Below are 22,156 nucleotides of genomic sequence, written 5' to 3' on the forward strand. Positions count from 1 at the left end.
CCTAAAACGATTTTTTGAAAAATGGTTCGACGGCGTTGGGCAGATTACCTTCTGTTGGCAGGAATTTTGGGTGTCCCAGAAGGGAGACAAAAAAGCAGGGCGGTCATTGACCACCCTCACTCAAATTGATTTGCATCGCCTTTTATTTTGGATTGGGCGCATCGGTGGGACATATATCAAAACAAGCCCCACATTCAATGCACCTTGATGGCTCGATTGTATAAGGGCTGCCGGCAGTAATGCAATCTGTCGGACAATCGTTCATGCAAGCGCCACATTCAATGCAACGGTCGGGGTCAATGAAGTAAGCCATCCTTGTTCATCTCCTTTCATTATATTTGACTTTTTAAGCGAGGGATGTACTTGTCTTTTCGGCATCTCTACACTTTATCCCTGCTTATTTTTTATATAACAGTAAGTAATTGTCGTAGATATAAACTTCTGCTGGTGTAAACCTGGCCTGTTATTGGGGCGACGTCTCCGGATGTCTGAAAAAATGAGGAAGCGTTCCACATGTGGACGCTTCCTCTCGTATTGCTACTTTCCGAATACCTTTTCGTTTTGGATGCGGATTTCTTCCTTGGTCATTTTCTTTTTGGGGTTCACTTTTTCATTGTGCAGTTCCTGTTTTATCTCATCCTGAAAGTTGACATGACGATGGAATCGCTTTCTCCATGGGGGTTGACGAACGACCTTGCCGTAGTCCACCCTGACCAGGACTTTTTCGGCGCTATAGGGCGTTCGTAAAGATGGTCTGTTCGGTCACAGGGTTTGCTGCCACGGCGTATGCGCCGGCGGCGCCCAACAGAACGCCTGTGATGAGCAGGCCAACGACTTTCTTTTTCAATGTCATACCCATTCAGATGCGGTTGTTTTGTATATGCTGTTGAGCCCATCGATGTCATCAGCGTCAAGGGTTCGCTTCTTCGTCTCGCCAAGCTTCAGGTACCCATACATCGTCTTCTCTGTATCGGCGCTGTCGTACAGATCGTCTAAACCGAGCAGGTGTCCCGATTCATGGGTCCAGACGCTCTGCACATCGTAGAATTTTGGATTTGCGAATGCTACGTTTTCTTCAACTCACGTACAAATAGCTGTCAACGAGGGGCAGAGCGGCGCTTAATGAGATAATCATCAATTTGTCCCTTGCGCCTCTTTACTAAACTTGTCCAGTAAAAAGTGATAAGTTTCATCTAAGATCCCGTAGTTGCTCTGTATGTTCCGATAAATACGCTTCGCCGCAGTTTCATCATATATGTGGGAGGTTTCGTTACGGTCTTTCAACATCTGCAGCCAAACATTTTCGTCCTGAATCCAGCCTACCTTAAAGGCCTGACGTAAGGCCTCTCTGGGAGTGGTTGTTTCAATCCCTTCTAATAACAGCAATCGCTTAAGTGTCTTCCAGTACAGTTTGATCACAAATTCAAAACGCTGAATCGTTCCATCAATGACTAAGGTGTTTGCTTCAGGTTCTCGCAAGGCCTCCTTCAACCGCTTTAGGGCGTTGCCCAGATTGAGCAGGCTCTGCGCAGCTTTCTGCTCCTCGCTCATACAGCACTTTCCCTTCATTGGCAATTCTGTCCCTCAGCGCATTAGATACCTCTTCCCAGCGGAGGACGTCGATGGAATACAATGTGTCTGCTTCTTCTACTGCATCCAGTATATCAAACCATTGTCGTTGGGTGGCATCTGGCGCCACGATAGCCAGGTCGATATCAGAGCGCTCCTCATGATCGCCTCGGGCTCGGGAGCCAAACAGAATGATTCGTTCGACTTCCGGCCTTTTCTTCAGTTCTTCGATTAACCGGTTTACCCCTGGGATGGCGGTCACATTCATCTCTGGCTGCCCCCCCCAAGAAAAATCATTTTTTGTATGTCTGCGACCATTACTCGCTATTGCTAAATCGCTTATCTTGCATTCCTAATGGATAGCTATTGTTTTCGTTGCCTCATCCCATGCCACAGCAAACCCTAGTTTTTTCGAGACAACCCCTGCTGGAAGCATGACCCGACCATCGACGATTTCCGGCGCCACGTCAGTTTTTTCCTCTACGCCGTTTACGAAGATTGCGGGTTTATCAACGGTCATTTGGAGAGTCTTCGCACCATCGATCAGCGAAACCGTCTGATCCGTTTCGTTCCACCGGATATTATTGCCGGTGATGCCCAGTGCGTCGGCGAGATAACGCAGCGGCACGTATGCGCGATTGTCTTTGATGTAGGGGGCCACATCCATAGTCTTTTGTAGTTCCGATATGTTGTAGTCGTTGCGACCGATATAAAAAATCACCATTCCTCGACTTTTGGGAAGTGGGATGTCCACATACTCGTCCACAGCGGCCGACACCGACTGTTCCCATCTTTGCTGCTGGTGATCATGTCCAGCCAAACGGTATACGGGAAGGACTCTATTGTTGTCCGAACTGACGTAATAGGCCAGTTCAATGTTCTCCGGGGTGACGTTTCGGGGAAGAGTACCATTAGGTAACTGGGCAACAACCCCGTGAACCGGCTTCACCTTGGTTTTGCCTGCCTGATGGAAGGCTTTCATGCTGACAATAAAACGGTCAATTCGCCCATCGTCACCCACAGTGACAGACGTATTCGCTCCCGGACCGGTTAGCTGGAGGCCATCCCATTGTTGCGCAAAGCCGATTGTCATGCCAGTCCTGAATTGTTTACCGGGGGTTCTATCGTCTCCGCCTGCAGCCATGTCGTAATCGATATGTAGTACGTTTTGTTCTGTTAATTGCAATCCGATCCGGTTGAGGAAATCGAGAGCGATCCTCGTCCCCTCGGCTTCATCGGGAAGAACCGCTTTTTGCGGGTTTTCGGTAACCCGCCTGATGTACTGGAGTGTGCCCGTTGCTTCATTGTAGAGGAGTGATTTTGTTCTTTCTTCGCCTAGGTTCTCGGCTATTTTTTCTATCTCGGCCGCAGACAAGGGGATAGGCATCCATTCATAGACGGTACAAGCTTCCATGGCTTCTGGGTTGGCCGTCTCGTTGCCAAGAGACAAATCCGGTGAAATCGCATACGCCCCATAGATCGCAAAAACGGCCAGGAGCAGAGTCATCCCCTTTTGCGCTTTCCTTCGAAAAAAGGACATTCGGTTTCGCTGATTAACCGGGCTTTGCGCCGTTTTTCTTTCGTTAGGCATATGGCACAGTCCTTTCTACAGAAATTTTCCCATTTCAGTCCCCTATTGCTTGGGTCATCTGTTGAAACCGTGCCTTGACCAGCCATACCATGCCTGCCAGAAAAAGTTTCAGTCCCCTATTCCTCGGGTCATCTGTTGAAACCGCACGGGGTCAACTCGCAAAAACCTAGTAAAATCAAGCCTCCTAAGCCCTTCTCCCTCCTCGAAAACCGCCCATTTTTTCGAAAGGGCCACTTCTGCACGAAAACCCCCACCCTTTGCGAAAACACCATGTTTTGGAAAACCCATTTTGCCATCGTTTTTCGTCCACATTGGGGCATTACCTTTATATGTTGCTCAACTTCTCCTCCACCGCCCGAACTTTCCCTTCCATGGACAGCGGCTTGTCCCGGCGGTCATCGATGCGGATCGTCGTTGACACCCGCAGGGCGCCGGCTGTAAAGGGCGCTTCATGCATTTTTCGGACGACCTCGACCACTCGGTCCAGTTCCCCCTCAATCACCGTCGACATCGGCGTCAACTGGTATCGGATCCCTTCAGCCTCCCGGAGCAACTGGTGGCAATCCGCCACATAGCGGCTGAGGCTCGGCGATCCGGTTCCTAGCGGAACAACGGTCACTTCAGCGATTACCGGCATCGTCATCCTTCCCTCCCCGTGGATTTTCGCAAAGGCCCTGTTTACTCCAACTCGCTCCCTACCCCTGCCGGTGTGGGCACCCGCATCCGCCCGCCGGCTTTTCCATCTCTTCGATGCTATTTCCCAGGCGCACCTGGATGCCGACCCAGTTTGATACCGGCCCCGCTTCCTCCAAGTCATTGAATTGGACGAGCAATTCGTTTCCTTTGATCACACTCGCTTGAAACCGTTTGTCTCGCAGCAAGAGGTCCGAAACAAGCCCCGCCATTTCCTGGCTGTCCATTCGATCATTCCTCCCTTTTCATGGAAATCCTTCACCTCAAGCGGAAAAATCGCCTCTCTTTATTCATCCCTCTTAATCTGGATTCACCCTCCTCACCAAGCGAAAATTCGCTCCCGTTGTATTCAGCCTGTCCACTTCCATCCGTTAAATATCCCGCTTCGGCGCCCTACTTCTCAATCAAGTGCTTCCAGTACCGCGCTGGCATGCACCGCCGCTGCAAGCGCGGGTTGATCCGACCAGTAATCGCCACGCTCCGGAAATAGTCGCGCCAGAGATCCTGGTACACCTCTTCCACTGTCGCCTGCGAAAAGTCAGCCCTGTCGTCCAGTTCGGTCAGGATCCACTCCTTCTGGTTGTACAGGGCCGCCAGCCCCCGCCGAAGATCATGGATGATCCAGTTCTGGTCGCCGAGCCGATCGGTAAAATGGGGGGCCAGCAGCCCGGTGATGTTGTGATCGGGCTCCATGGGCGCGTAGTAGATGTTACCTTTTAATAGGCGAAAGCGGAGCAACCCGAGCATGCGGTGCCGTTCCGTCCGCACCTTCTGGCTTAAGCGGTGGACCCGCAGCACCCGCTCGTCGGTCAGGTGAGCGTCCACGGCGGCGCCCATGCGAAAGCCGAGGCGAAGGTATTCATAGATCGCCTTTTCCATCCCCGGCAATTCAGACAGGAAAGCATAAGCCGTGTGGCGGCGGGCATCGGGCGAGATTTTGGCCGCCATGGCCGTGAAGACCTTTTCCGCCTTTTCCGGATCGGTGGCGATCTCCACCTCCTCGGCGAAGAGATTCGTCTCAGCGCACCCGGACGGGCGGATATCGTCAGGGACCTGCCGGCGATAATAGGCCTCATAGATAGCCGTCAGCAAACCATCGAACTCGCCATCGTAACGGTAATGGAGCATCCCTATCTTAACCCCTTGCTGCGATTACTCCTTCGAACCGGCATACTCTTTCGGGCCACGTTCGTCTATGCCCGTCACAACCTATCCCTTCCGATAAGAAATCGGATCGCTTTGCCCCAGCAGCTTGAACCCTTCCAGGCGCAACCGGCAACTGTCGCACTCGCCGCAGGCCGGATTTTCGCCGTAGTAGCAGGTAAGGGTCAGGTGTAGCGGCGCGTCCAGCTCCAGGGCGAAGCGGATGATGTCGGCCTTGTTCATCTCGATCAGCGGCGTGAACACTTCCACGCTCCGCCCCTCTGTGCCCGCCTTCGTCCCCACGTCGATCATCCGTTGAAAGGCGGCGATGAATTCGGGCCGGCAGTCGGGATAACCGGGGTTGTCCAGGGCGTTCACGCCGGTGTAGATGCGCCGGGCGCCCACCTTTTCCGCAAAGGACAGGGCATAGGCCAAAAAAAGAATGTTTCGCGCCGGCACATAGGTGGCCGGAATGGAAGCCGGCATTGAAAGCGGGGTCGTTTCTGCACGGCCCGTCGCGTCCAAAGGGGTGACGCCGGCCGCGCCCAAAAAGGAAGCGACTTCGGGCCGGATCTCCGCCGATGTCAGCGCGCTGGCGGCGAAGACCGCGCCCAGATCGATGATCTGATGGTGCGCCCCATAATGACGGGCCACCGCCTGCGCCGATTCGATCTCCCGGATATGCCGCTGGTTGTAGGCGAAGGTGAGCGCAAAAATATCTTCACCCCGGCAGTCAGCCAAGGCCATACAGGTGGTCGAATCCAATCCGCCGGACAGGATGACGACGGCTCGTTCGCGATAAGAGTCCATTGTTTGTTCCAGTCCTTTCCTGCGCATCTTGCTGCGACTAGCGTTCCCTTCCAATGTACACGACTTGACGGCGCTTTTAAACGGTTTACCAGAAAACTCCTCGGTTACCGCCTTTCCCTGCGGGGAATTGTATGGCTAGACTATCCCATTCGAAATAGGAGGAGTCTACGTGAACCAACAGATCACCCAGCAGATCCAAAACATGCAGTCCACGCTGCGTCAAGTCGAATCCGTCGTCGGCCAGATGCGCCAGATCGAACGGAGCAATGAACAGCAGTTGACTTCGCTGGCCCAGCGGGAAGCGCAAACCCAGTCCCAACTGCAGCAGTTGCAAAACGTGTGCTCCCAGATGACACAGCAACTGCAGAACCTGTCGAATCAGTCGCAACAGTACGCCTCCACGATCATGCAGATGGCCTCTCCCTCGACAGACGTCACTGCCGGTCTGGGTATCGGCTCCTCTGGCGTCGGATCCACTTCTACCTACGGCGTCACGCCATTCGGATCAACTTCCGGCTTCGGCAGCACCGCTAGCTTTGGCGGGGCCTCCGACCTGGGTACAACCTCCGGCTTCGGAGGCACCTCCGGCCTGGGCACGACTTCCAGCTTCGGCGGAACCTCCAGCCTGGGCACAACCTCCGGTATCGGCGGGACTTCCAACTTTGGCGGGACCTCCGGCGGTTTCGGCAGCAACATCGGGATGGGCACTGCTTCTACCTTCGCGCCGACCCCCGGTTTTGTGGGCGAACAAAGCCCCTATGCGCAGGGTTCGTCCCTGTCCGCTTCCGCCTTTGCCCCCACACCCGGCTTTATGGGTGAACCTCCCTCCACCCAAGGCGGCACCGGCATGACAGCCCTGGGGAGCGGCGGCATGGGGATGTCCATGGGTGGAAGCGGTACGGGCATGTCCATGGGCGGTGGCGGATTCACTTCCACCGGCGGTATCGGCGCCACCAGTTCCATCGGCATGGGCAGCAGCGGCCTGATGAGCGGTTTGGGCGGTTTCTCCTCTATCAGTGGTTCGGGGCTCTCCGCCTCCGCCATGACGCCCACCCCCGGTTTCGTCGGCTCTCCCTCGCCCTATGCCCCTTCGACGGGCTTGTCGGCGTCGTCCATGACCCCATCGCAAGGCTTTGTCGGTGACCCCTCGCCCTACGCCATGGGTTCCACCACCGGCGGATCGAGCTTCGGCAGCGCCGGCATGGGTGGTTCCAACTTTGGCGGCGCCACGATGGGCACTTCCGGCTTCGGCGGCGGCAACATCGGCATGGGCAGCACCGGCTTCGGCGGAACGGGCATGAGCGCTTCGGGCTTCGGCGGTTTTGGCGGATCCCTTCAGTAACACCCGTTCGCAGTCGCAAGGGGATAGCGCACGCCCGAATCGAATGGACCCTGACCCTGAGCATGCCTTTCCCCTGACAGTCTTCTACCATCGAAAAAGGGCTGCTTCTATTGAGAAGCCGCCCTTTTCTCTCATAAACACCTTTTCCCAAACTGATGCAAACGCGTAAGGAGCAATCGCCGATGAGTGATGACCGCCACTACCCCGGCCAGGGCCAGCCTGGCAAATCGATGGCCCCCTCCCCTTCGGGCGACTATTCCGCCAAAGACCTCCAGCACGCCACCGACCCCATGATCCCCGGCAAGACACTGGAACACGCCCCCACCAGCCACCCCTCGTCAGGCACGAACGACCCGACGGCCCACAAAGACGATCATGACAAAGTGCCCCGCTTCATGATCGACGAGAAAGTCTCCCCTCCCCCCGGCGAGGTGCACCGCTGGCAACGGGAGCATGTGGCCCACAAAGACGACCAGCCGAAGGACGGCTACCCCCTCAACGTGATCATCGACCCGGCCATGCGGGTCATGTACAAGTCGGTCCACGAACAGGGCCTGACCAACGTCTTTGACCGCTTCACCGAGCAGGAAAAGCTCCGCTGCAAATTCTGCGTCGAGGGCCTCTCCTGCCAGCTCTGCGCCAACGGCCCCTGCCGCATCTCCGGCAAGGTGCAGCGCGGCGTCTGCGGCGTCGACGCCCATGTCATGGTGGCCCGCAACTTCATGTACCGCCACGTCACCATCGGCACGGCCGCCAACGTCTACCACTGCCACCAGGCCGCCCGCACCCTCAAAGCCGCCGCCCAGCACCCCGAATCAGGCCTCAAGATCCGCGAGCCGGAAAAGCTGAAGCACTGGGCCTCCCTGGCCGGCCTCGACACGAACAAAAACACAAACGACCTGGCCGTCGACTTCGCCAACTGGGTCATCGCCGACATCTGCCGCCCCCACTACGAACCCTCCCAGACGACAGAGGCCTTCGCCCCCTCCCGCCGCAAGGAACTTTGGAAAAAACTCGACCTCTTCCCCGGCGGCGCCAACGCCGAGGTGGCCATGGCCCAGACCATGTGCATGACCAACCTCAACGCCGACCCCATCTACTTCTTGCTCAAAGCTGTCCGTCTCGGCATCGCCAACGAGTACCAGGGCCTGCTCATGCTCGACATCCTCCAGGAGATCCTCATGGGCACCCAGAAGCCCATCGTCCGCCAGCAGAACATGGGCCTCTTGAAAAAAGAGATGGTCAACATCATCACCAACGGCCACATGCCCCTCCTGGCCCACCTGATCGTCGAGCGGGCCTCCTCGGACGAGTGGCAGCAAAAAGCCCGCGCCGCCGGCGCCGATGGCATCCAGGTCCTCGGCCATGTCTGCGAAGGCCAGCAGATGATCAATTACGACGGCGTCCACGAGCAGAAGGCTTACGGCGGCCAAGAGGGTGAGTGGCTCTCCGAGGAGTACCTCTTCGCCACCGGCGCCGTCGACCTCTGGACCTTCGATTACAACTGCACTATCCCCACTCTGCCGCTCTACGCCAAGCGCTACGGCGTGAAGATGCTCTCCGTAGACCCCGTCATCCGCATGCCTGATACAGATATGCTCGACTTCCGCCCCGAGATCATGGCCCAGCAGGCCGACAAAGCCCTGGAGATGGCCCTGGAAGCCTTCAAAAAACGCAAGGCCGAAAACCGGGAAATCCACATCCCGCCCTATGTCAGCGAGAAATGCATGGTCGGCTTCTCCACCGAATCGGTCAAGGCGGCACTGGGCGGATCCTTCAAGCCCCTCATCGACCAGATCGTCCAGGGCAACATCCGCGGCATCGCCACCATCGTCGGCTGCACCACCGCCCGCTACGGCCAGGGCGGCAGCAACATCTTCAAGATCACCCAGGGCCTGATCAAGAACAACGTCCTCGTCCTCTCCGGCGGCTGCACCTCCAGCGTCATGGAGTACACGGGCCTCACCGACCCGGCCGCCGCCGCCGAAGCCGGCCCCGGCCTCCGCAAGGTCTGCGAATCCCTCGGCATCCCGCCGGTCCTCTCCTTTGGCGCCTGCGTCGACATCGGCAAGATGACCCTCACGGCCAAGGAACTGGCCGACGCCCTCGACATCGACACGAACCAACTGCCCCTGGTCATCGGCGCGCCCGAGTACCTGGAGCAAAAAGCCGTCGCCGACGCCTGCACCGCCATCGCCCTCGGCTGGGTGGTCCACGTCGCCCCCGTCCCTTCCATCACCGGCAGCGACGTCGTCGTCAAAACCCTTACCGAGACCACGGCCACCCTCGGCCTCGGCAAGGTCGTCGTCGAACTGGATGCCGAAAAGACCGTCCAGATCTACCTCGATGAGATCGAAGTCAAGCGCAAAGCCCTCGGACTGTCATCCACACAGATGCACTAGTCAAACGCGCGCTATGCCACTACGCCTAAACTGGCATGCCTTCCAATGTATGTTCCCCTTCACCCCCGCGCAAACTAGCCAATGGAGGTGACGATACTTGGACATGAAGGACAAGTGCGGCCAACAGGCTGCCAACACCAACGCCCACCAGATGGAAGCCGCCAATGAACTGACCCCCAACAAGAAAATGGACAACTGCCCGGCCTGCAAAGAACCTGAAGTCGAAACGTGGTAACCATGGACGCTCTGGAAGACCTGCCGGAGGAATCCCCGGAAGGCTTGCCGGAGGAATCGTCGGAGATCTTGCCTACGGAATCGCCGGAGCCACGGTCCCGGTTTACCCGCCTGGATCATATGGCGGTTACGGAAGAGGCCAACAACCTGGGCGACGATCTCCTGATCGACCACCAACCGGCCGTCGACAAGCCGAGCGATCCTGGCCCATGGCCGAGCAAACACCCGAAATAACCGCATAACAGCCAAACAATAGGTAAAAAGGGATCCCTGAGCCGATGCTCGGGATCCCTTTTTCATCCTCTCCATTTAGCGGAACAGCCCGCTCCGTCCATAGTCACCCTTGCGCGCGCCCAGCAAGGCGTCTACCGCCTCTATAACAGCATAGGCGGAAAAGAAAAAGATGATCGGCAGAAAGGGGATGTTGTAGCGAGTAAATCCGAAGTAGAGGTTGTGCAGCGCCGTGTAGTAGACGGGCATGGACAACAGCAGCAGCAGGCCTGTCAGCCGTCCCCCGGCGCCCCAGCGATCGCCAGGGACCTCATCGAGCAACAAACCGCCATGGGCGCGCAACTCTTCCCGCCGGTTCCACCAGCGCCAAAGCGCCGTCCCCATCCCGCCCAGCGCAAACACCATCAACAACTGGTGGATGAGATCGACCCAATAGCGGATGGATGTCCAGATGGGCTCCCACATAAAAGCGCCGCCCCACATGTACATAAACTTGCCCCAGGTGTACCATTTCAGGTACCTCAGCGGTTCCTTGGGCACATTCTCCTTCAACCGTTCGATGGCAAATTGCTTATACTTCTCTTGGGCGTCTAATTCATCATCGCCAACGGGCCAGTCCGGCGCTGCCCCGTCGACGAGCCCCTCCATCTCGATATAGGTGCCGAGCAGCAGCGGCTCGCCGGCGCCTGAAGAAAAGGGGATGAAGCGGTCAAAGGCGATGTAGTTGCGGATCCACCAGGGAGACATGCACACCGTAAACACCATCAGCACGATCAGACCGTTGCGAAGCCAGTTCTGAAAGGCGTACCGCCGCCGCCAGAGCAGGTAGGCCATAAAAACCATCGGAAAGAGGGCCGCCGTAGCCCGCGCCAACGTCAATAGGGCTGTATAGGCCCCCAAGAGCCCGAAGAGGAACATCTCGGCCTTTTCGCTGAGTTGCTCCTCATGGCTCAGTTTCACCAGCAGGAAGATATAGCCGAGATTCAAGACAGTGAACAGCGTTTCCGTCAGGATCAGCCCGTTGACCAGGATGTTTGAGGGGTAGACGGCCATGAAAAAGGCAGCCAGCAGCGCCGTTCGCCTTTCGCTCAACCGCTCGACGAGGCGGTATGTGAGAAAGACGGAGAACACGCCAAGCAGCGCCTGGGTGTAGCGGACCGCCTGCACCCCGGCGTCATCGCTGCCGAAAAAGGCAAATACCATCGCCACAAAACCGGGGAACACAGGACCCACGAAGGCTGTCGGCTGGTCCGAGCCGAAAGTCATGACGCCCGTTTCCAGCCATTTGGCGGCGCACTGGATATACCCCAAATCGTCGCTGTTCAAAAAGAGGGTCGAGCCCTGCAGGGAAATCACGGTGACGCGAAGGATAAAGGCCAGCGCCAAGATGCCGAACAGGAGCAGATAGAAGGGTTTGTTTTCTTCGTTGAACACGGCGGCCTCCCAAAAAACAGTTCTTCTGATTGGAAACAGTTCTTTCATTAAAAATGAACAATGGCTTGCTTTCAAAGATAGGGGACTTCCTATCTTTTATCCATTTTCACCGGAACGCTCCCCGGAACGAATCGGGACAGGCTTACGAGGTTTTTTTGCCTGTTTCGACGATTCTTGCCACTTTTCCTCCATGTGCAACAGTTTTTCCGTTACCAGCGCGTTCACCGTTCCGGGCGGGTATTTCCCGTCCTCGTCCGGCTGTCCCGCCTGAACGCCGGAGAGGATTTCCATCCCCTCATCGACATGAGACACAGCGTAGATATGGAAGTCGCCGGCTTCTACAGCATCGAGGACCGCCTGAACGAGCATCAGATTCGGCGCGTTCTGCGCCGGGATGATCACCCCTTGCGACCCCGTCAGCCCGCGCGCCTGGCAGAGCCGAAAAAAGCCCTCGATCTTTTCGTTGACGCCGCCGATGGGCTGCACCTCGCCCCGCTGGTTGACGGAGCCGGTGACGGCGATGTCCTGGCGGATCGGCAGGCCCGACAGCGCCGACAGAAGGGCGTACAGTTCTGCCGACGAGGCGCTGTCGCCGTCAATGCCGTCATAGAGTTGCTCGAAGGTCAGCGCCGCCGACAGGGAGAGCGGACGGTCCTGAGCAAAGCGGGAGGCGAAGAAGGACGTCAGGATCAACACACCCTTGGAGTGGCTCTGGCCGCTCAGGCGGATCTCCCGCTCGATGTGGATGACGCCCTCGCGACCGAGATAGACGCGGGCGGTGATCCGGTTCGGCTTGCCGAAGGCGTAATCACCCAGGTCGAGGACGGCGAGGCCATTCACCTGTCCCACGACGGCGCCGTCCGTATCGACAAGGATCATCCCGTCGCGCATCGTCTCCTGGATACGCTCCTCGACGCGGTTAACGCGGAAGTTTTTCTCCTCCATCGCCTGGTCGACATGGGCGGACAGGACCTCGGCGGCCCCTTCGCTATCGGCCCACATGGCCGCTTCCACGATCATGTCCTTGATGTCGTGAAACGAGGTGGAGAGCTTTCGCTGGTGGGAAACGAGTCGGCTCGAATAGTCGATAACCCGCGCCACAGCTTCTGCGGCAAAGGGCAGCAACCTTTCCCGCTCACAGACGGAACCGACAAAGGCGGCGTACTTGCGTATGTTTTCCCGATTCCGTTCCATCACATTGTCAAAATCGACGCGAACCTTGAAAAACTTGCGGAAATCCTCATCCATGTTGTAAAGCAGGTAGTAGATGCGCGGATTGCCAATCAGGATCACCTTCACATCGATGGGCATCGGCTCGGGCTTCAAGGTGGCCGTCGAGGGCAGGCCCAGTTGTTCGCCCAGATTTTCGATGCGCAGTTCCCGCGTCCTCAGCACCCGTTTGAGTCCCTCCCAGGCGCCCGGCGACGCGAGTAGCGGCAGCGCCTGCAGGATCAGGTAGCCGCCGTTGGCCTGATGGACGGCGCCTGGCTTGATCATGGTAAAGTCGGTGGCCATGCTGCCAAAAGAGCTGCGGTATTCGACCTTGCCGAAGAGGTTTGTGAAGGTGGGGTTGGACTCGACGATGACGGGCGCGCCCACCTGGGCGCCGTTCTCGACGAAGAGGTTGACCTCGTAGCGCGTCTGCTGGGCGGGCTTTTGCCCCCGCGCCAGCAGGATCAACTGCGCCGGGGTGCTCTCCTCCTCATCGGAGGAGACGCCCCCTTTGAGGTCGCTCAGATTCTCCAGCACATCCTCCTGCACGTTGGTCAAAAACTCAACCACTTTGGCGTGGTTTTTGTATTTTTCCTTCAAGGCCTCCACCAGGTGTTTCGTCGCCTGGTGGGCCGTGTCGCGCTCGATCTCCTTGATGTGGTTGTTCGCTTCCTTCTGCAGGTTCCGGGAGCGGCGCAGCACGTCGGCCAGCCGGCTTTCCAGGTGATGCTCCCGATCATTGATCTCCTGGCGCGTCTTCTCCTCCAGGGCGTCAAAGTCGTCCTTGGACATGGGCTTGCCTTCCTCGGTCATGGGGATGGTGAAGATGCCCGACTGCCCTTTTTGCAGGATAAAGCCCTCTTCCTTGGCCAGTTCCTCCATCTCCCGGAACATGGCCGTCAGCCGCGTCTCCACCTGGCGCAAAAAGGCCGACCGGCGCTTCTCGTGCGCCTCGCCCTCCAGTGCCTTGCGGATCTCGGCGTGCAACTCCTCGACCAGTTCCTTCACGTCCCGGCGCAGCTCACTGCCCATCCCGGCCGGCAGGGTCAAGACAATGGGCCGGTCTGGCTGGCCGAAATGGTTCACATAGCAGATGTCATCGGGCGTCGACCCCGACTGGGCCACCTGTTTGACCTTTGTCACGGCAAAACCCGTTTTTCCCGAGCCGATCGGCCCGGAGATATAGATATGAAAACCGGGATGCTTGGCGCCGAGGCCGAACTCCATCGCCTTGACGGCCCGCGGCTGCCCGATGATCCCCTCTTCCAGCGGCGTGATCTCCCGGGTGGAGGAAAACTCAAAGATATCCGGCGCGCACCGGACGGTCAGCCGGTCAAGCGGCAAACGGCGGGATTGCAACTGAGCGGCGGATAGCGCTTTCATGGCAGACACGATTCGCCATTCCTCCTTATCTCCCCTATGAACAATCTATTTCGCGCAAGGCCGATGGTGTTCCTGCGCCCCCAATAAACAATAAAAAAGCCGCCCCCTATTCAAGGGGACGACTCAATTCCTTATACAGCATCTTGGCCAGTCCGACTTCCTCACGCTTGGCCATCGACTTGGCGTATTCCTCATCGAGCATGCTCTCCCAGATCTTGCGGCCCGGCGCTTCTTCGATCAGGTCCGATTTCGGGACGGTGCTGCGCATTCCCTTCAGCATCTGGTGGATGTAAAGGGCCTCAAACTCCTGGCATGCTTCGCGCAGTCGCTTCCGCTCTTTTTCCTTCTCCGCCTCGGACAGGGTGGACCCTGCGGCGGAATCGGCTGCTCCAGCGGTGGGATTAGCTGCTTTAGGGGGGGACGCAGCGCTGGCGTTTTGCGCCGTTGTTTTTGCATCCGTAGCCGTTCCAGAAGAATCAGCCGGGGTAGCAGTCTTACGTAATTGTTCTTCCATCAACCGTTGAAAGAGCGCGCCGTCCTTGGCCTCTGTCAGCGCCGCCTGTCCTCTGGCTGTGCTGAGCAGACCGGATGTATCCATAAACCGCTGAATCGGTGTGGTCAAGGCTATCCCCTCCTACCTGTTTTTATCGTCAAAAGATGCCTCGACCTTTAGGGCAAAGCAAAAAACTTCCCCCTCCAGCGTGCAAGTAGGAATCATCGGTTGTTGCGCCATTCCGGAAAATCCAGTAAAATAGGACTATATCGAAAATTCTGAAAAAGGGGTGGCGCAGCGGTGAGACTGCAAACAAAACTGACCGCCTGGACCTGCACCACCCTGTCGATCGGGTTGGTGACGACGCTGGCCGTCTACGGTTGGATGGAGACCCAGAGCGTCCAAGCTCGGGTGGAGCGCGACCTTACCGCCAAAGGGGAAGCGCTCGTCATGTCAGCCGCCAACGGCCTGGAAGCCATGGTCGAAAGCCACATCCGCAACGGCGTCGAACTCCCCTCCGGCCAATTTGTCCGCGGCGAAGAACTCAAGGGCCTGCTCTTTGACGATGAATTGACCCTGATCCCGGAGAGCAAGGCGGAAGCGGACAAACGGTACCGACCGGAGGAGACCGTCGTGCGATTCGACGGCGCCCGCGTTCCCATGCGAGAGTACGAGTACAAGTACCTATCCAAAGCCGACCCCTATACGGACCGGTACTGGCAGCGCTACATCGACTCTTTCATGGGCAGCGATCCTGATGTCGTCTTCGCCCTGGCGACCAAACACTCATCCGATCCGGCGAAAACGGGATACATCTCCACCCATAACTCCTTCTACAGCCCCACCGACCCGGACCTTTCCCGCGACCCCTGGGGCGCCACGGGAATCCTCAGTCAGAAGTACCGTTCGAACCGGATTTTCAACGACACAGCCGGAGGCGCAGCCGCCGCCAACCGAGATCGGGAAAAACCGCTGAAAACCGTTTACGAACGAAAGATCGAGGGAAAGACGGTCACCATGTGGGATATGTCCTACCCGTTGTACTTTGACGGCCGCCACTGGGGCGGTTTCCGCCTCTCCATCAGCAAGGAACGGGCCGACATGCTCATCGCCGCCCGCACCAAGGAACTCTTTTGGAAACTATTGACCGTTGCCGCTGTCGCCCTTGTCGGCCTCGCCGGCACAAATGTCCTGATCATCGCCATCATCATCATCCGGCCCCTCAACGCCATGGTTCTCGTCTCCCGGCGTCTGGCCGAAGGCGACTTCACCCATGCCGTCGACATCCGCCAAAAAGACGAAGTGGGCAATCTGGGCAACGCCTTCAACTATATGATCGCCAATGTGAAAACCCTCGTCGACGGTATCATGAAAAGCACCTACGAGGTCAACCGCCTCGCCCGCAACCTCCAATCGGCGGCTGGTCAAACGGCGGATGCTTCCGAACAGATCGCACGGGCCGTCCAGGAGGTCTCGGCCGGGGCCGCCGGCCAGGAAAAAGAAACGGAAGCCACCGCCAACATCGTCCGCCGCATGACGGCCCAACTGTCGGCCCTCTCGAATACGGCGACGGAAGTGGCTGAGGCGACGACCCAGGCGCAGCGCCGCGCCAAGGAAGGGCAGACCTCGATCAATGAAGCCACCGGGCAGATGAAGGTCATTCACGATACAGTGCTCCAGTCTGCCGGTGTGATTCACCAACTGGGTGAACGGTCGAAGGAGATTTCGCGCATCGTCGAGACGATCACCGCCATCGCTGGCCAGACCCAGATGCTGGCCCTGAACGCGGCCATCGAGGCGGCCCGCGCCGGCAATGAAGGCCGGGGCTTCGCCGTTGTCGCCGAAGAGGTGCGCAAGCTCGCCGAACAGTCGCGCCATGCGGCCCAGGACATCGCCCGCCTCGTCGCCTCGGTCCAGTCGGAAAGCGCCCGCGCCATCGATTCGATCGAAAGCGAGACCGAGGTCGTGCGGGCCGGCATCCACGTCGTCCAGCGCGCGGGCGAATCCTTCCAGGAGATCATCGCCGCCGTTTCCGATGTGACCTGTAAGATGCAGACCATCTCTGCGGCGGTCATCGAACTGGCTGGCGAGGAAAAACAGGTCCTTGAGGCCGTCGACCATGTCTCCTCCATCGCTCGCAGCAACAATGACACCTCCCACCGCATCGCCCTCTCCACCCAGGAACAGACGGCCGCCATGCAGGAAATCGCCGCCTCCACCGAGATGATGGCCCACACGGCGCGAGGGCTCAGCGAACTGGTGCAGCGCTTCGTCGTGGAGCGGTAGTAGCGCCCATCATACCGCAACCTCAGCGAGATCATTCGTTGTAGAAAGCCCCGTGACCGGTTGAATCCGGGCACGGGGCTTTTCTTCACGAAAACATAAACGTTTTTTTATAAAAAAAAGATACAGATGCACGAAGGAACTATGCCTCAGTCTGGCAAATAGTCTACCATAAGTTCTCCGAATATCGCTCGCATCTATTTTTATCACGGTTTTAGCGAAACGAAAGAAGGGTGCAAAATGTCAAAACTGGAGAGCCTATCTTCCACTGCCGAATTGTTTCAGGCGTTGTCCCCGCTGGACTGCTGTGTCATGGTCACCGACGCTAACGGGATTATTCTCCGGCTGGTCCAGGCAAAATCATTTACATTGAAAAGTGAAGTGGGTGCCAAAGTACCTGACAGAGGTTCTGTCGGCGAATGCATCCGCACTCAACGGGCGGTGCTAAAAACGCTGCCCAAAGACTTATACGGTGTCTCCATTAAAGCCATCAGCATGCCGATCATGGATGACGGTCATTTTGTCGGCGTCATCGGAACGGCGACCAGCCTCGTGGCTCAGGAAACCCTGTCCGAGTCGGCCCAACTGATCGCCTCCACATCAGAACAGATCTCGGCGAGTACCCAGGAAGTGGCCGCCACCGCCGGCATGTTGGCGACCAAACTGGCAGAGTTGCAAAACACGGGGCACCAGGTCATCGCAGAAGTGAAGAAGACCGATGACATCCTGCGTTTCGTCAGCGATGTAGCCACCAACTCCAACCTGCTCGGACTCAACGCCGCCATCGAAGCGGCCCGCGCCGGAGAAAACGGCCGCGGATTCGCCGTCGTTGCCGAAGAGATCCGCAAGATGGCCGAAAACAGCAGTAAAGCCGTCAAGGATATCAGCGACATCCTAAAAACGATCCAACAGAAAGTCACCGGTGTGGTCCAGGTGCTCGGTGAAACGGCTTCACTGGGTGAACGACAAGCCGCGGCCACCGAGGAGATTTCGGCGTCAATGCAACAACTCTCCGCCTCCGCTGAGAACATCCAGAACATCGCCGAGATTATCTAGACAGGCTGCCTGCTTTTTTTCCCGGCATGATCCGGTCGATCGCCACGCCCCGATGTTCTTTCAAGTCAAAAATAAAGGGGCTTGCCACTTTCGCCCCCCCTTTTTCAAGAACCAGTACCATGGGATGATAGACGTCCCTCTCATCGATCTGGACGATATAACCGGTGTATCCGTTGCTCAATTCAACGGTGGCGTTGGCCAGTTGCTTCAGCACCACACAATACAAGGTGTCCAGCAGTTGTCTGTCTAAACCGAACCGGAAGTCGGCATGGATGATCTCAATGGCGTCCAGATAGTCATACTCTTGACGGTGGGGGCGAGAGGCCGTCAAGGCTGTATAGACGTCGGCCACGGCGACAATCCTGGCGTCCAACTCCAGTTGGGCATACTTTAAGGCAAAGGGATAACCGGCGCCGTCGCACTTTTCATGGTGTTGCAACGCGCACTGCAACACCGTTTCAGGGATTTCGAACTTTCGGAGCGCCTCATAGCCTAAGATGGGGTGCTCCTTGATTTCCTCCCTTTCTGCTTGTGACAACTCGCCTCGCTTCAATAGGATCTCCGGCCGGATATACAATTTTCCCAAATCGTGCAGCAATGCGCCCAGAGCCAGCGCGCATAAGCTTTCATTGTCATATTCCAGGTCAAGGCCGATCAGCATGCTGATCAGGCAGACGCTGACCGAATGATAGTAGACCAAGTCTTCATCCCGACAGGACCGGGGCAACCGCAATGCCCGTTCCGGATGTTGTCTAACGGCGTTGACGAGCGCGCGCGCCAACCGATCCGCCTGATCGGGTTGGTGCTTCTGTTGCATGATGTCGGACATCAGCGCTTTTAGCCCAAGAACAGCTTCCGTAAACAACAGGTTTTCCGTGGCCTTTTGTTTCAACGCCTGGAACTGGTGCTCATAATCTTTGCTGTTTTCTCTTTCATACAGTTCGATGCCTTCTGCTTCCCACATCAGCAGTTGATTGTAAAAATAGTTTGTCAGAACAATTCCCTCAGGCAACAGCATCTTTCCGTTGGCAGTGACGATGTTGTACTTGAGTGTATCTCCCCTGTTGTATTTACTGGACAATTTCTGCGCCATGGAACCAACTCCAATCCATGCCCTATCTTTAAAAGGATGGCGACGGAGACGATATGCCCATGGTGAAAATATATGTGCCTGCAACCCATATGTATCCTTTTGATAGGGGTAACATATTGGACCCCTTTGTTCACATCCCCCCTTGACGGTGGTCGAAGAATTGCATATGATAAGGTCATATTCAACCCGATACGGACATATCCTGCTTCAACGCCGCATTTTACACCGTTGTCTCGTCGTTGAGACCTTCTCGATTGACTGCTCATCGCAGCACGATCGAAAGGTCTTTTTTATTTCCCATCTACTTCGTTCGTAAGGCGCTTCAACCACTCTTCCCTCTCGAATCGTCTTTCCCCTTCAACCCCGCGTTTCTTGTAACGCCGTACACTCATTTTAGTGACACAGTGATTTTTAGCGGAGGTGCAGTGATGATTATTTCTAAACAAAAAGCAGTCATTTTGACATGCCGGGCCTGCAGGGAGCGCTTTGAACTTAGCATCAAAGGGGTTGTCCACAACGAAGCCCTGCCCCACACCGCCCCCCTGGATGTGGTCTACATCGGTTCCACCCACCGCGTCGCCGATGAGAGCCACGCGATGGCGGAGATCCTTTGCGTGTGTCCGAACTGTAACGCCAAGAATAAGTTTGAGGCGTGGATTCCCAGGTATTTGAGGTTGTAAAAAATCTATTTTCCTGTAAATGCTCCTGTAATGAAAAAAGCACTTACCGTTTTAAACAGTAAGTGCTTTTTTGTTTACGTCGAATCCAATTTTTTACCCGCCCAAATAGGCCTTCTTCACCTCTTCACTCTCCGCCAGTTCTTTTGCCGGACCGGAGAGGACGATCTTGCCGGTCTCCAGGACATATGCTTTATGGGCGATGGAGAGGGCCATGTGGGCGTTCTGCTCGACGAGCAGGATGGTGGTGCCGGTTTTGTTGATCTCCTTGATGATGGCGAAGATCTCCTGGACGAGGAGCGGCGCCAGGCCCATGGAGGGCTCGTCGAGGAGCATCAGTTTGGGACGGGACATGAGGGCGCGGCCCATGGCCAGCATCTGCTGTTCGCCGCCGGAGAGGGTGCCGGCGAGCTGGCTCGTCCGTTCCTTCAGGCGTGGAAAGCGGGTGAAGACCTTTTCCATGTCCTCTTTGATGCCGTCCTTGTCCTTGCGGAGGAAGGCGCCGAGTTCCAGGTTCTCCAGGACGGACATGTTGGCGAAGATGCGGCGGCCTTCCGGGACCTGGGACATGCCCATGGCGACGATCTTCTGGGCAGCCTTGCCGGCAATGTCCTGGTCCTGGAAACGGATCTCGCCCGATTTGGGCTTGATCAGGCCGGACAGGGTGTGCAGGGTTGTCGTCTTGCCGGCGCCGTTGGCGCCGATGAGGGTGACGATTTCGCCCTGCTGGACCTCCAGGGAGATGCCTTTGAGGGCGTGGATGGCCCCGTAGTATACGTGCAGGTCTTTAACCGTGAGCATGGGACACATCCTCTCCGAGATAAGCTTCGATCACCTTCGGGTTCGACTTGATCTGCTCCGGCGTCCCCTCGGCGATGATCTGGCCGTAGTCGAGGACATAGATGCGCTCGCAGATGCCCATGACGAGGGACATGTCGTGCTCGATCAGCAAAATCGTGAGGTCGAACTCCTTGCGGACCCAGCGGATCATCTCCATCAGTTCGGCCGTCTCCTGGGGGTTCATGCCGGCCGCAGGCTCGTCGAGGAGTAGCAGTTGCGGCTGAGCGGCCAAGGCGCGGGCGATCTCGAGGCGGCGCTGTTCGCCGTAAGGGAGGTTTTTGGCCAGTTCGTATTTTTTGTGGCCGAGCTTGAAGATCTCCAACAGGCTCTCCGCCTTCTTGTCCATCTCCTCTTCCCCTTTAAAGTAGGAAGGAAGACGAAGGATGGCGCTGAACATGTTGTAGCTGCGGTGCTGGTGGTAGGCGATCTTGACGTTGTCCATCACCGAAAGGTTCGAGAAGAGGCGGATGTTCTGGAAGGTCCGGGCGATTCCCTTCTGGTTGATCTGGTAGGGTTTCAAGCCGACGATCGTCTCCCGGCGCAGGGCGATGTCGCCGTCTGTCGGTTTGTAGACGCCTGTCAGCAGGTTGAAGAGGGTCGTCTTGCCGGCGCCGTTCGGTCCGATGAGGCCGACCAGTTCGCCGATCTTCAGTTCCATGTTGACGTCGGAGACGGCCTTCAAGCCGCCGAAGGTTTTGCTCAGGTGATTAACCGACAGCAGTATCATTGCCAGTCCCCCTTCCTTTGCCGGTCAGCCGCTCATACAATCGGCGCATGCCGGCGAAGCTGAATTCGGCCGTGCCCATAAGGCCCTGGGGACGGACGAGCATGACGATGACAAGCAGAAGCGAGTAGATGACCATGCGCAGTTCGGCATACTCCTGCAAGAAGGCCGACAGGATGGTCAGGCCGATGGCCGAGATGACCGAACCGGTCAGGGAGCCCAGGCCGCCAAGGACGACGAAGACGAGGATGTCGAAGGATTTCATGAAGCCGAAGGTGGTCGGCTGAATGGTGTAAAAGTAGTGGGCATGGAGGGAACCGGCAATGCCGGCGAAAAAAGCGCCCATGGTGAAGGCGATGACCTTGTAGCGGGTGATGTCGATGCCCATCGTCTCTGCGGCGATCTCGTTCTCACGGATGGCGATGCAGGCCCGGCCATGGGTGGAGGTCATGAAGTTCTTGATGATCAGCACCGTGGCGACGGTGAGGAAGAAGATCCATTCCCAACTCGTGTACTGAGAGATGCCGTTCAAACCGGCGGCGCCGCCAACATACTCGATGTTTAAGATGATGACGCGGATGATCTCGCCGAAGCCGAGGGTGGCGATGGCAAGGTAGTCGCCTTTGAGGCGCAGCGTGGGCATGCCGACGAGGACGCCGACGATGGCGGCCGCCAGAGCGCCTACGAGGATCCCGACAGGGAAAGGATAGCCGAGCTTCATCGTCATGATCGCCGAACCGTAGGCGCCGATGGCCATGAAGCCGGCGTGGCCGATGGAGAACTGGCCCGTCATGCCGTTGATGATGTTCAAGGACGTGGCCAGGATGATGTTGATGCAGATCAAAAAGAGGTTCAACTTATAATAGTCGTCGATGAAGCCTTCTTCGAGGCCGAAGCTGACCAAGCCGAAGAAGAGGAGCAGCATGGCGGCGACGATCAGGTTGGG

Annotated in this window: 23 protein-coding genes and 1 pseudogene; 8 read left to right on the forward strand and 16 right to left on the reverse strand. The window is 57.2% G+C overall.

Translation table 11 applies throughout. The features are described 5' to 3' along the window. Positions 1-142: 142 nt before the first annotated feature. A complete protein-coding gene (locus GTO91_RS00410; RefSeq protein WP_161253175.1) occupies positions 143-313 on the reverse strand; it encodes an indolepyruvate ferredoxin oxidoreductase subunit alpha in 171 nt (56 codons plus the stop codon). A 200-nt stretch (positions 314-513) separates the two neighbouring features. On the opposite strand from GTO91_RS00410, the gene GTO91_RS00415 reads away from it, so the two are divergent. Further along, a complete protein-coding gene (locus GTO91_RS00415; RefSeq protein WP_161253177.1) occupies positions 514-747 on the forward strand; it encodes a hypothetical protein in 234 nt (77 codons plus the stop codon). A gap of 102 nt (positions 748-849) precedes the next feature. Here GTO91_RS00415 and GTO91_RS00420 read toward each other — a convergent pair. The 8 genes and pseudogenes from GTO91_RS00420 to queC form a co-directional block, all read right to left on the reverse strand. Next, positions 850-1,041, reverse strand: a pseudogene (locus tag GTO91_RS00420) (matrixin family metalloprotease); the annotation flags it as partial. A gap of 93 nt (positions 1,042-1,134) precedes the next feature. Then, positions 1,135-1,551, reverse strand: a complete 417-nt coding sequence (locus tag GTO91_RS00425; protein WP_161253183.1) for an HI0074 family nucleotidyltransferase substrate-binding subunit — start codon at positions 1,549-1,551, stop codon at positions 1,135-1,137. Then, entirely contained in the window at positions 1,466-1,837 is a 372-nt protein-coding gene (mntA, locus tag GTO91_RS00430) for a type VII toxin-antitoxin system MntA family adenylyltransferase antitoxin (RefSeq protein WP_161253186.1), read from the reverse strand. Before mntA ends, GTO91_RS00425 begins: the two co-directional genes overlap by 86 nt. Before the next feature lie 84 nt (positions 1,838-1,921). Continuing rightward, positions 1,922-3,160 carry a copper amine oxidase N-terminal domain-containing protein gene (locus GTO91_RS00435; RefSeq protein WP_161253189.1) on the reverse strand — a complete coding sequence of 413 codons (1,239 nt, stop codon included), beginning with the start codon at positions 3,158-3,160 and terminating at the stop codon, positions 1,922-1,924. 325 nt (positions 3,161-3,485) lie between these two features. Beyond that, positions 3,486-3,797: an MTH1187 family thiamine-binding protein gene (locus GTO91_RS00440; RefSeq protein ID WP_161254048.1), complete on the reverse strand. Its 312-nt coding sequence runs from the start codon at positions 3,795-3,797 to the stop codon at positions 3,486-3,488. 58 nt (positions 3,798-3,855) lie between these two features. Then, positions 3,856-4,080: a hypothetical protein gene (locus tag GTO91_RS00445; protein WP_161253192.1), complete on the reverse strand. Its 225-nt coding sequence runs from the start codon at positions 4,078-4,080 to the stop codon at positions 3,856-3,858. Between the two features lie 166 nt (positions 4,081-4,246). Further along, a complete protein-coding gene (locus tag GTO91_RS00450; RefSeq protein WP_161253195.1) occupies positions 4,247-4,981 on the reverse strand; it encodes a TIGR03915 family putative DNA repair protein in 735 nt (244 codons plus the stop codon). Between the two features lie 81 nt (positions 4,982-5,062). Continuing rightward, positions 5,063-5,806, reverse strand: a complete 744-nt coding sequence (gene queC / locus GTO91_RS00455; RefSeq protein WP_161253198.1) for a 7-cyano-7-deazaguanine synthase QueC — start codon at positions 5,804-5,806, stop codon at positions 5,063-5,065. 169 nt (positions 5,807-5,975) lie between these two features. Here queC and GTO91_RS00460 point away from each other — a divergent pair, with 169 nt between their 5' ends. From GTO91_RS00460 to GTO91_RS00475, 4 genes are all read left to right on the forward strand, one after another. Further along, positions 5,976-7,148: a coiled-coil domain-containing protein gene (locus GTO91_RS00460; protein WP_161253202.1), complete on the forward strand. Its 1,173-nt coding sequence runs from the start codon at positions 5,976-5,978 to the stop codon at positions 7,146-7,148. A 290-nt stretch (positions 7,149-7,438) separates the two neighbouring features. Continuing rightward, positions 7,439-9,550, forward strand: coding sequence for an anaerobic carbon-monoxide dehydrogenase catalytic subunit (gene cooS / locus GTO91_RS00465; protein ID WP_161254051.1), 2,112 nt, complete (start codon positions 7,439-7,441; stop codon positions 9,548-9,550). A gap of 97 nt (positions 9,551-9,647) precedes the next feature. Further along, positions 9,648-9,785: a hypothetical protein gene (locus GTO91_RS00470; protein ID WP_161253204.1), complete on the forward strand. Its 138-nt coding sequence runs from the start codon at positions 9,648-9,650 to the stop codon at positions 9,783-9,785. After that, the gene (locus GTO91_RS00475; protein ID WP_161253207.1) at positions 9,779-10,018 is read left to right on the forward strand and encodes a hypothetical protein; all 240 of its coding nucleotides are present in this window, start codon (positions 9,779-9,781) and stop codon (positions 10,016-10,018) included. The genes GTO91_RS00470 and GTO91_RS00475 overlap by 7 nt, the downstream gene beginning before the upstream one ends. Positions 10,019-10,093: 75 nt before the next feature. Here GTO91_RS00475 and GTO91_RS00480 read toward each other — a convergent pair whose 3' ends face one another. From GTO91_RS00480 to GTO91_RS00490, 3 genes are all read right to left on the reverse strand, one after another. Next, the gene (locus GTO91_RS00480; protein ID WP_161253211.1) at positions 10,094-11,449 is read right to left on the reverse strand and encodes an ArnT family glycosyltransferase; all 1,356 of its coding nucleotides are present in this window, start codon (positions 11,447-11,449) and stop codon (positions 10,094-10,096) included. Between the two features lie 96 nt (positions 11,450-11,545). After that, entirely contained in the window at positions 11,546-14,044 is a 2,499-nt protein-coding gene (locus tag GTO91_RS00485; RefSeq protein WP_170294044.1) for a Lon protease family protein, read from the reverse strand. 106 nt (positions 14,045-14,150) lie between these two features. Further along, on the reverse strand, positions 14,151-14,666 hold the full coding sequence (locus GTO91_RS00490) for a rod-binding protein (RefSeq protein ID WP_161253216.1): 516 nt from the start codon (positions 14,664-14,666) through the stop codon (positions 14,151-14,153). Between the two features lie 171 nt (positions 14,667-14,837). On the opposite strand from GTO91_RS00490, the gene GTO91_RS00495 reads away from it, so the two are divergent. Continuing rightward, entirely contained in the window at positions 14,838-16,823 is a 1,986-nt protein-coding gene (locus tag GTO91_RS00495) for a methyl-accepting chemotaxis protein (RefSeq protein ID WP_161253219.1), read from the forward strand. Between the two features lie 237 nt (positions 16,824-17,060). After that, positions 17,061-17,876, forward strand: coding sequence for a methyl-accepting chemotaxis protein (locus GTO91_RS18540; protein ID WP_161253222.1), 816 nt, complete (start codon positions 17,061-17,063; stop codon positions 17,874-17,876). On the opposite strand, the gene GTO91_RS00505 is transcribed toward GTO91_RS18540, so the two are convergent. Then, positions 17,869-18,969, reverse strand: a complete 1,101-nt coding sequence (locus GTO91_RS00505) for an HD-GYP domain-containing protein (protein ID WP_161253225.1) — start codon at positions 18,967-18,969, stop codon at positions 17,869-17,871. The genes GTO91_RS18540 and GTO91_RS00505 overlap by 8 nt on opposite strands. A gap of 428 nt (positions 18,970-19,397) precedes the next feature. Here GTO91_RS00505 and GTO91_RS00510 point away from each other — a divergent pair, with 428 nt between their 5' ends. Next, positions 19,398-19,649, forward strand: a complete 252-nt coding sequence (locus GTO91_RS00510) for a hypothetical protein (RefSeq protein ID WP_161253228.1) — start codon at positions 19,398-19,400, stop codon at positions 19,647-19,649. A 93-nt stretch (positions 19,650-19,742) separates the two neighbouring features. Here the strand turns inward: GTO91_RS00510 and GTO91_RS00515 are convergent, their stop codons facing one another. The 3 genes from GTO91_RS00515 to GTO91_RS00525 are packed head-to-tail and all read right to left on the reverse strand — an operon-like array spanning position 19,743 to position 22,135. Beyond that, positions 19,743-20,447, reverse strand: coding sequence for an ABC transporter ATP-binding protein (locus GTO91_RS00515; protein WP_161253231.1), 705 nt, complete (start codon positions 20,445-20,447; stop codon positions 19,743-19,745). Next, positions 20,434-21,213 carry an ABC transporter ATP-binding protein gene (locus GTO91_RS00520; protein WP_161253234.1) on the reverse strand — a complete coding sequence of 260 codons (780 nt, stop codon included), beginning with the start codon at positions 21,211-21,213 and terminating at the stop codon, positions 20,434-20,436. Before GTO91_RS00520 ends, GTO91_RS00515 begins: the two co-directional genes overlap by 14 nt. Further along, positions 21,194-22,135 carry a branched-chain amino acid ABC transporter permease gene (locus tag GTO91_RS00525; RefSeq protein ID WP_170294045.1) on the reverse strand — a complete coding sequence of 314 codons (942 nt, stop codon included), beginning with the start codon at positions 22,133-22,135 and terminating at the stop codon, positions 21,194-21,196. Before GTO91_RS00525 ends, GTO91_RS00520 begins: the two co-directional genes overlap by 20 nt. Positions 22,136-22,156 lie beyond the last annotated feature (21 nt).

This window comes from Heliomicrobium undosum, assembly GCF_009877425.1.
Taxonomy (GTDB): Bacteria; Bacillota; Desulfitobacteriia; order Heliobacteriales; family Heliobacteriaceae; genus Heliomicrobium; species Heliomicrobium undosum.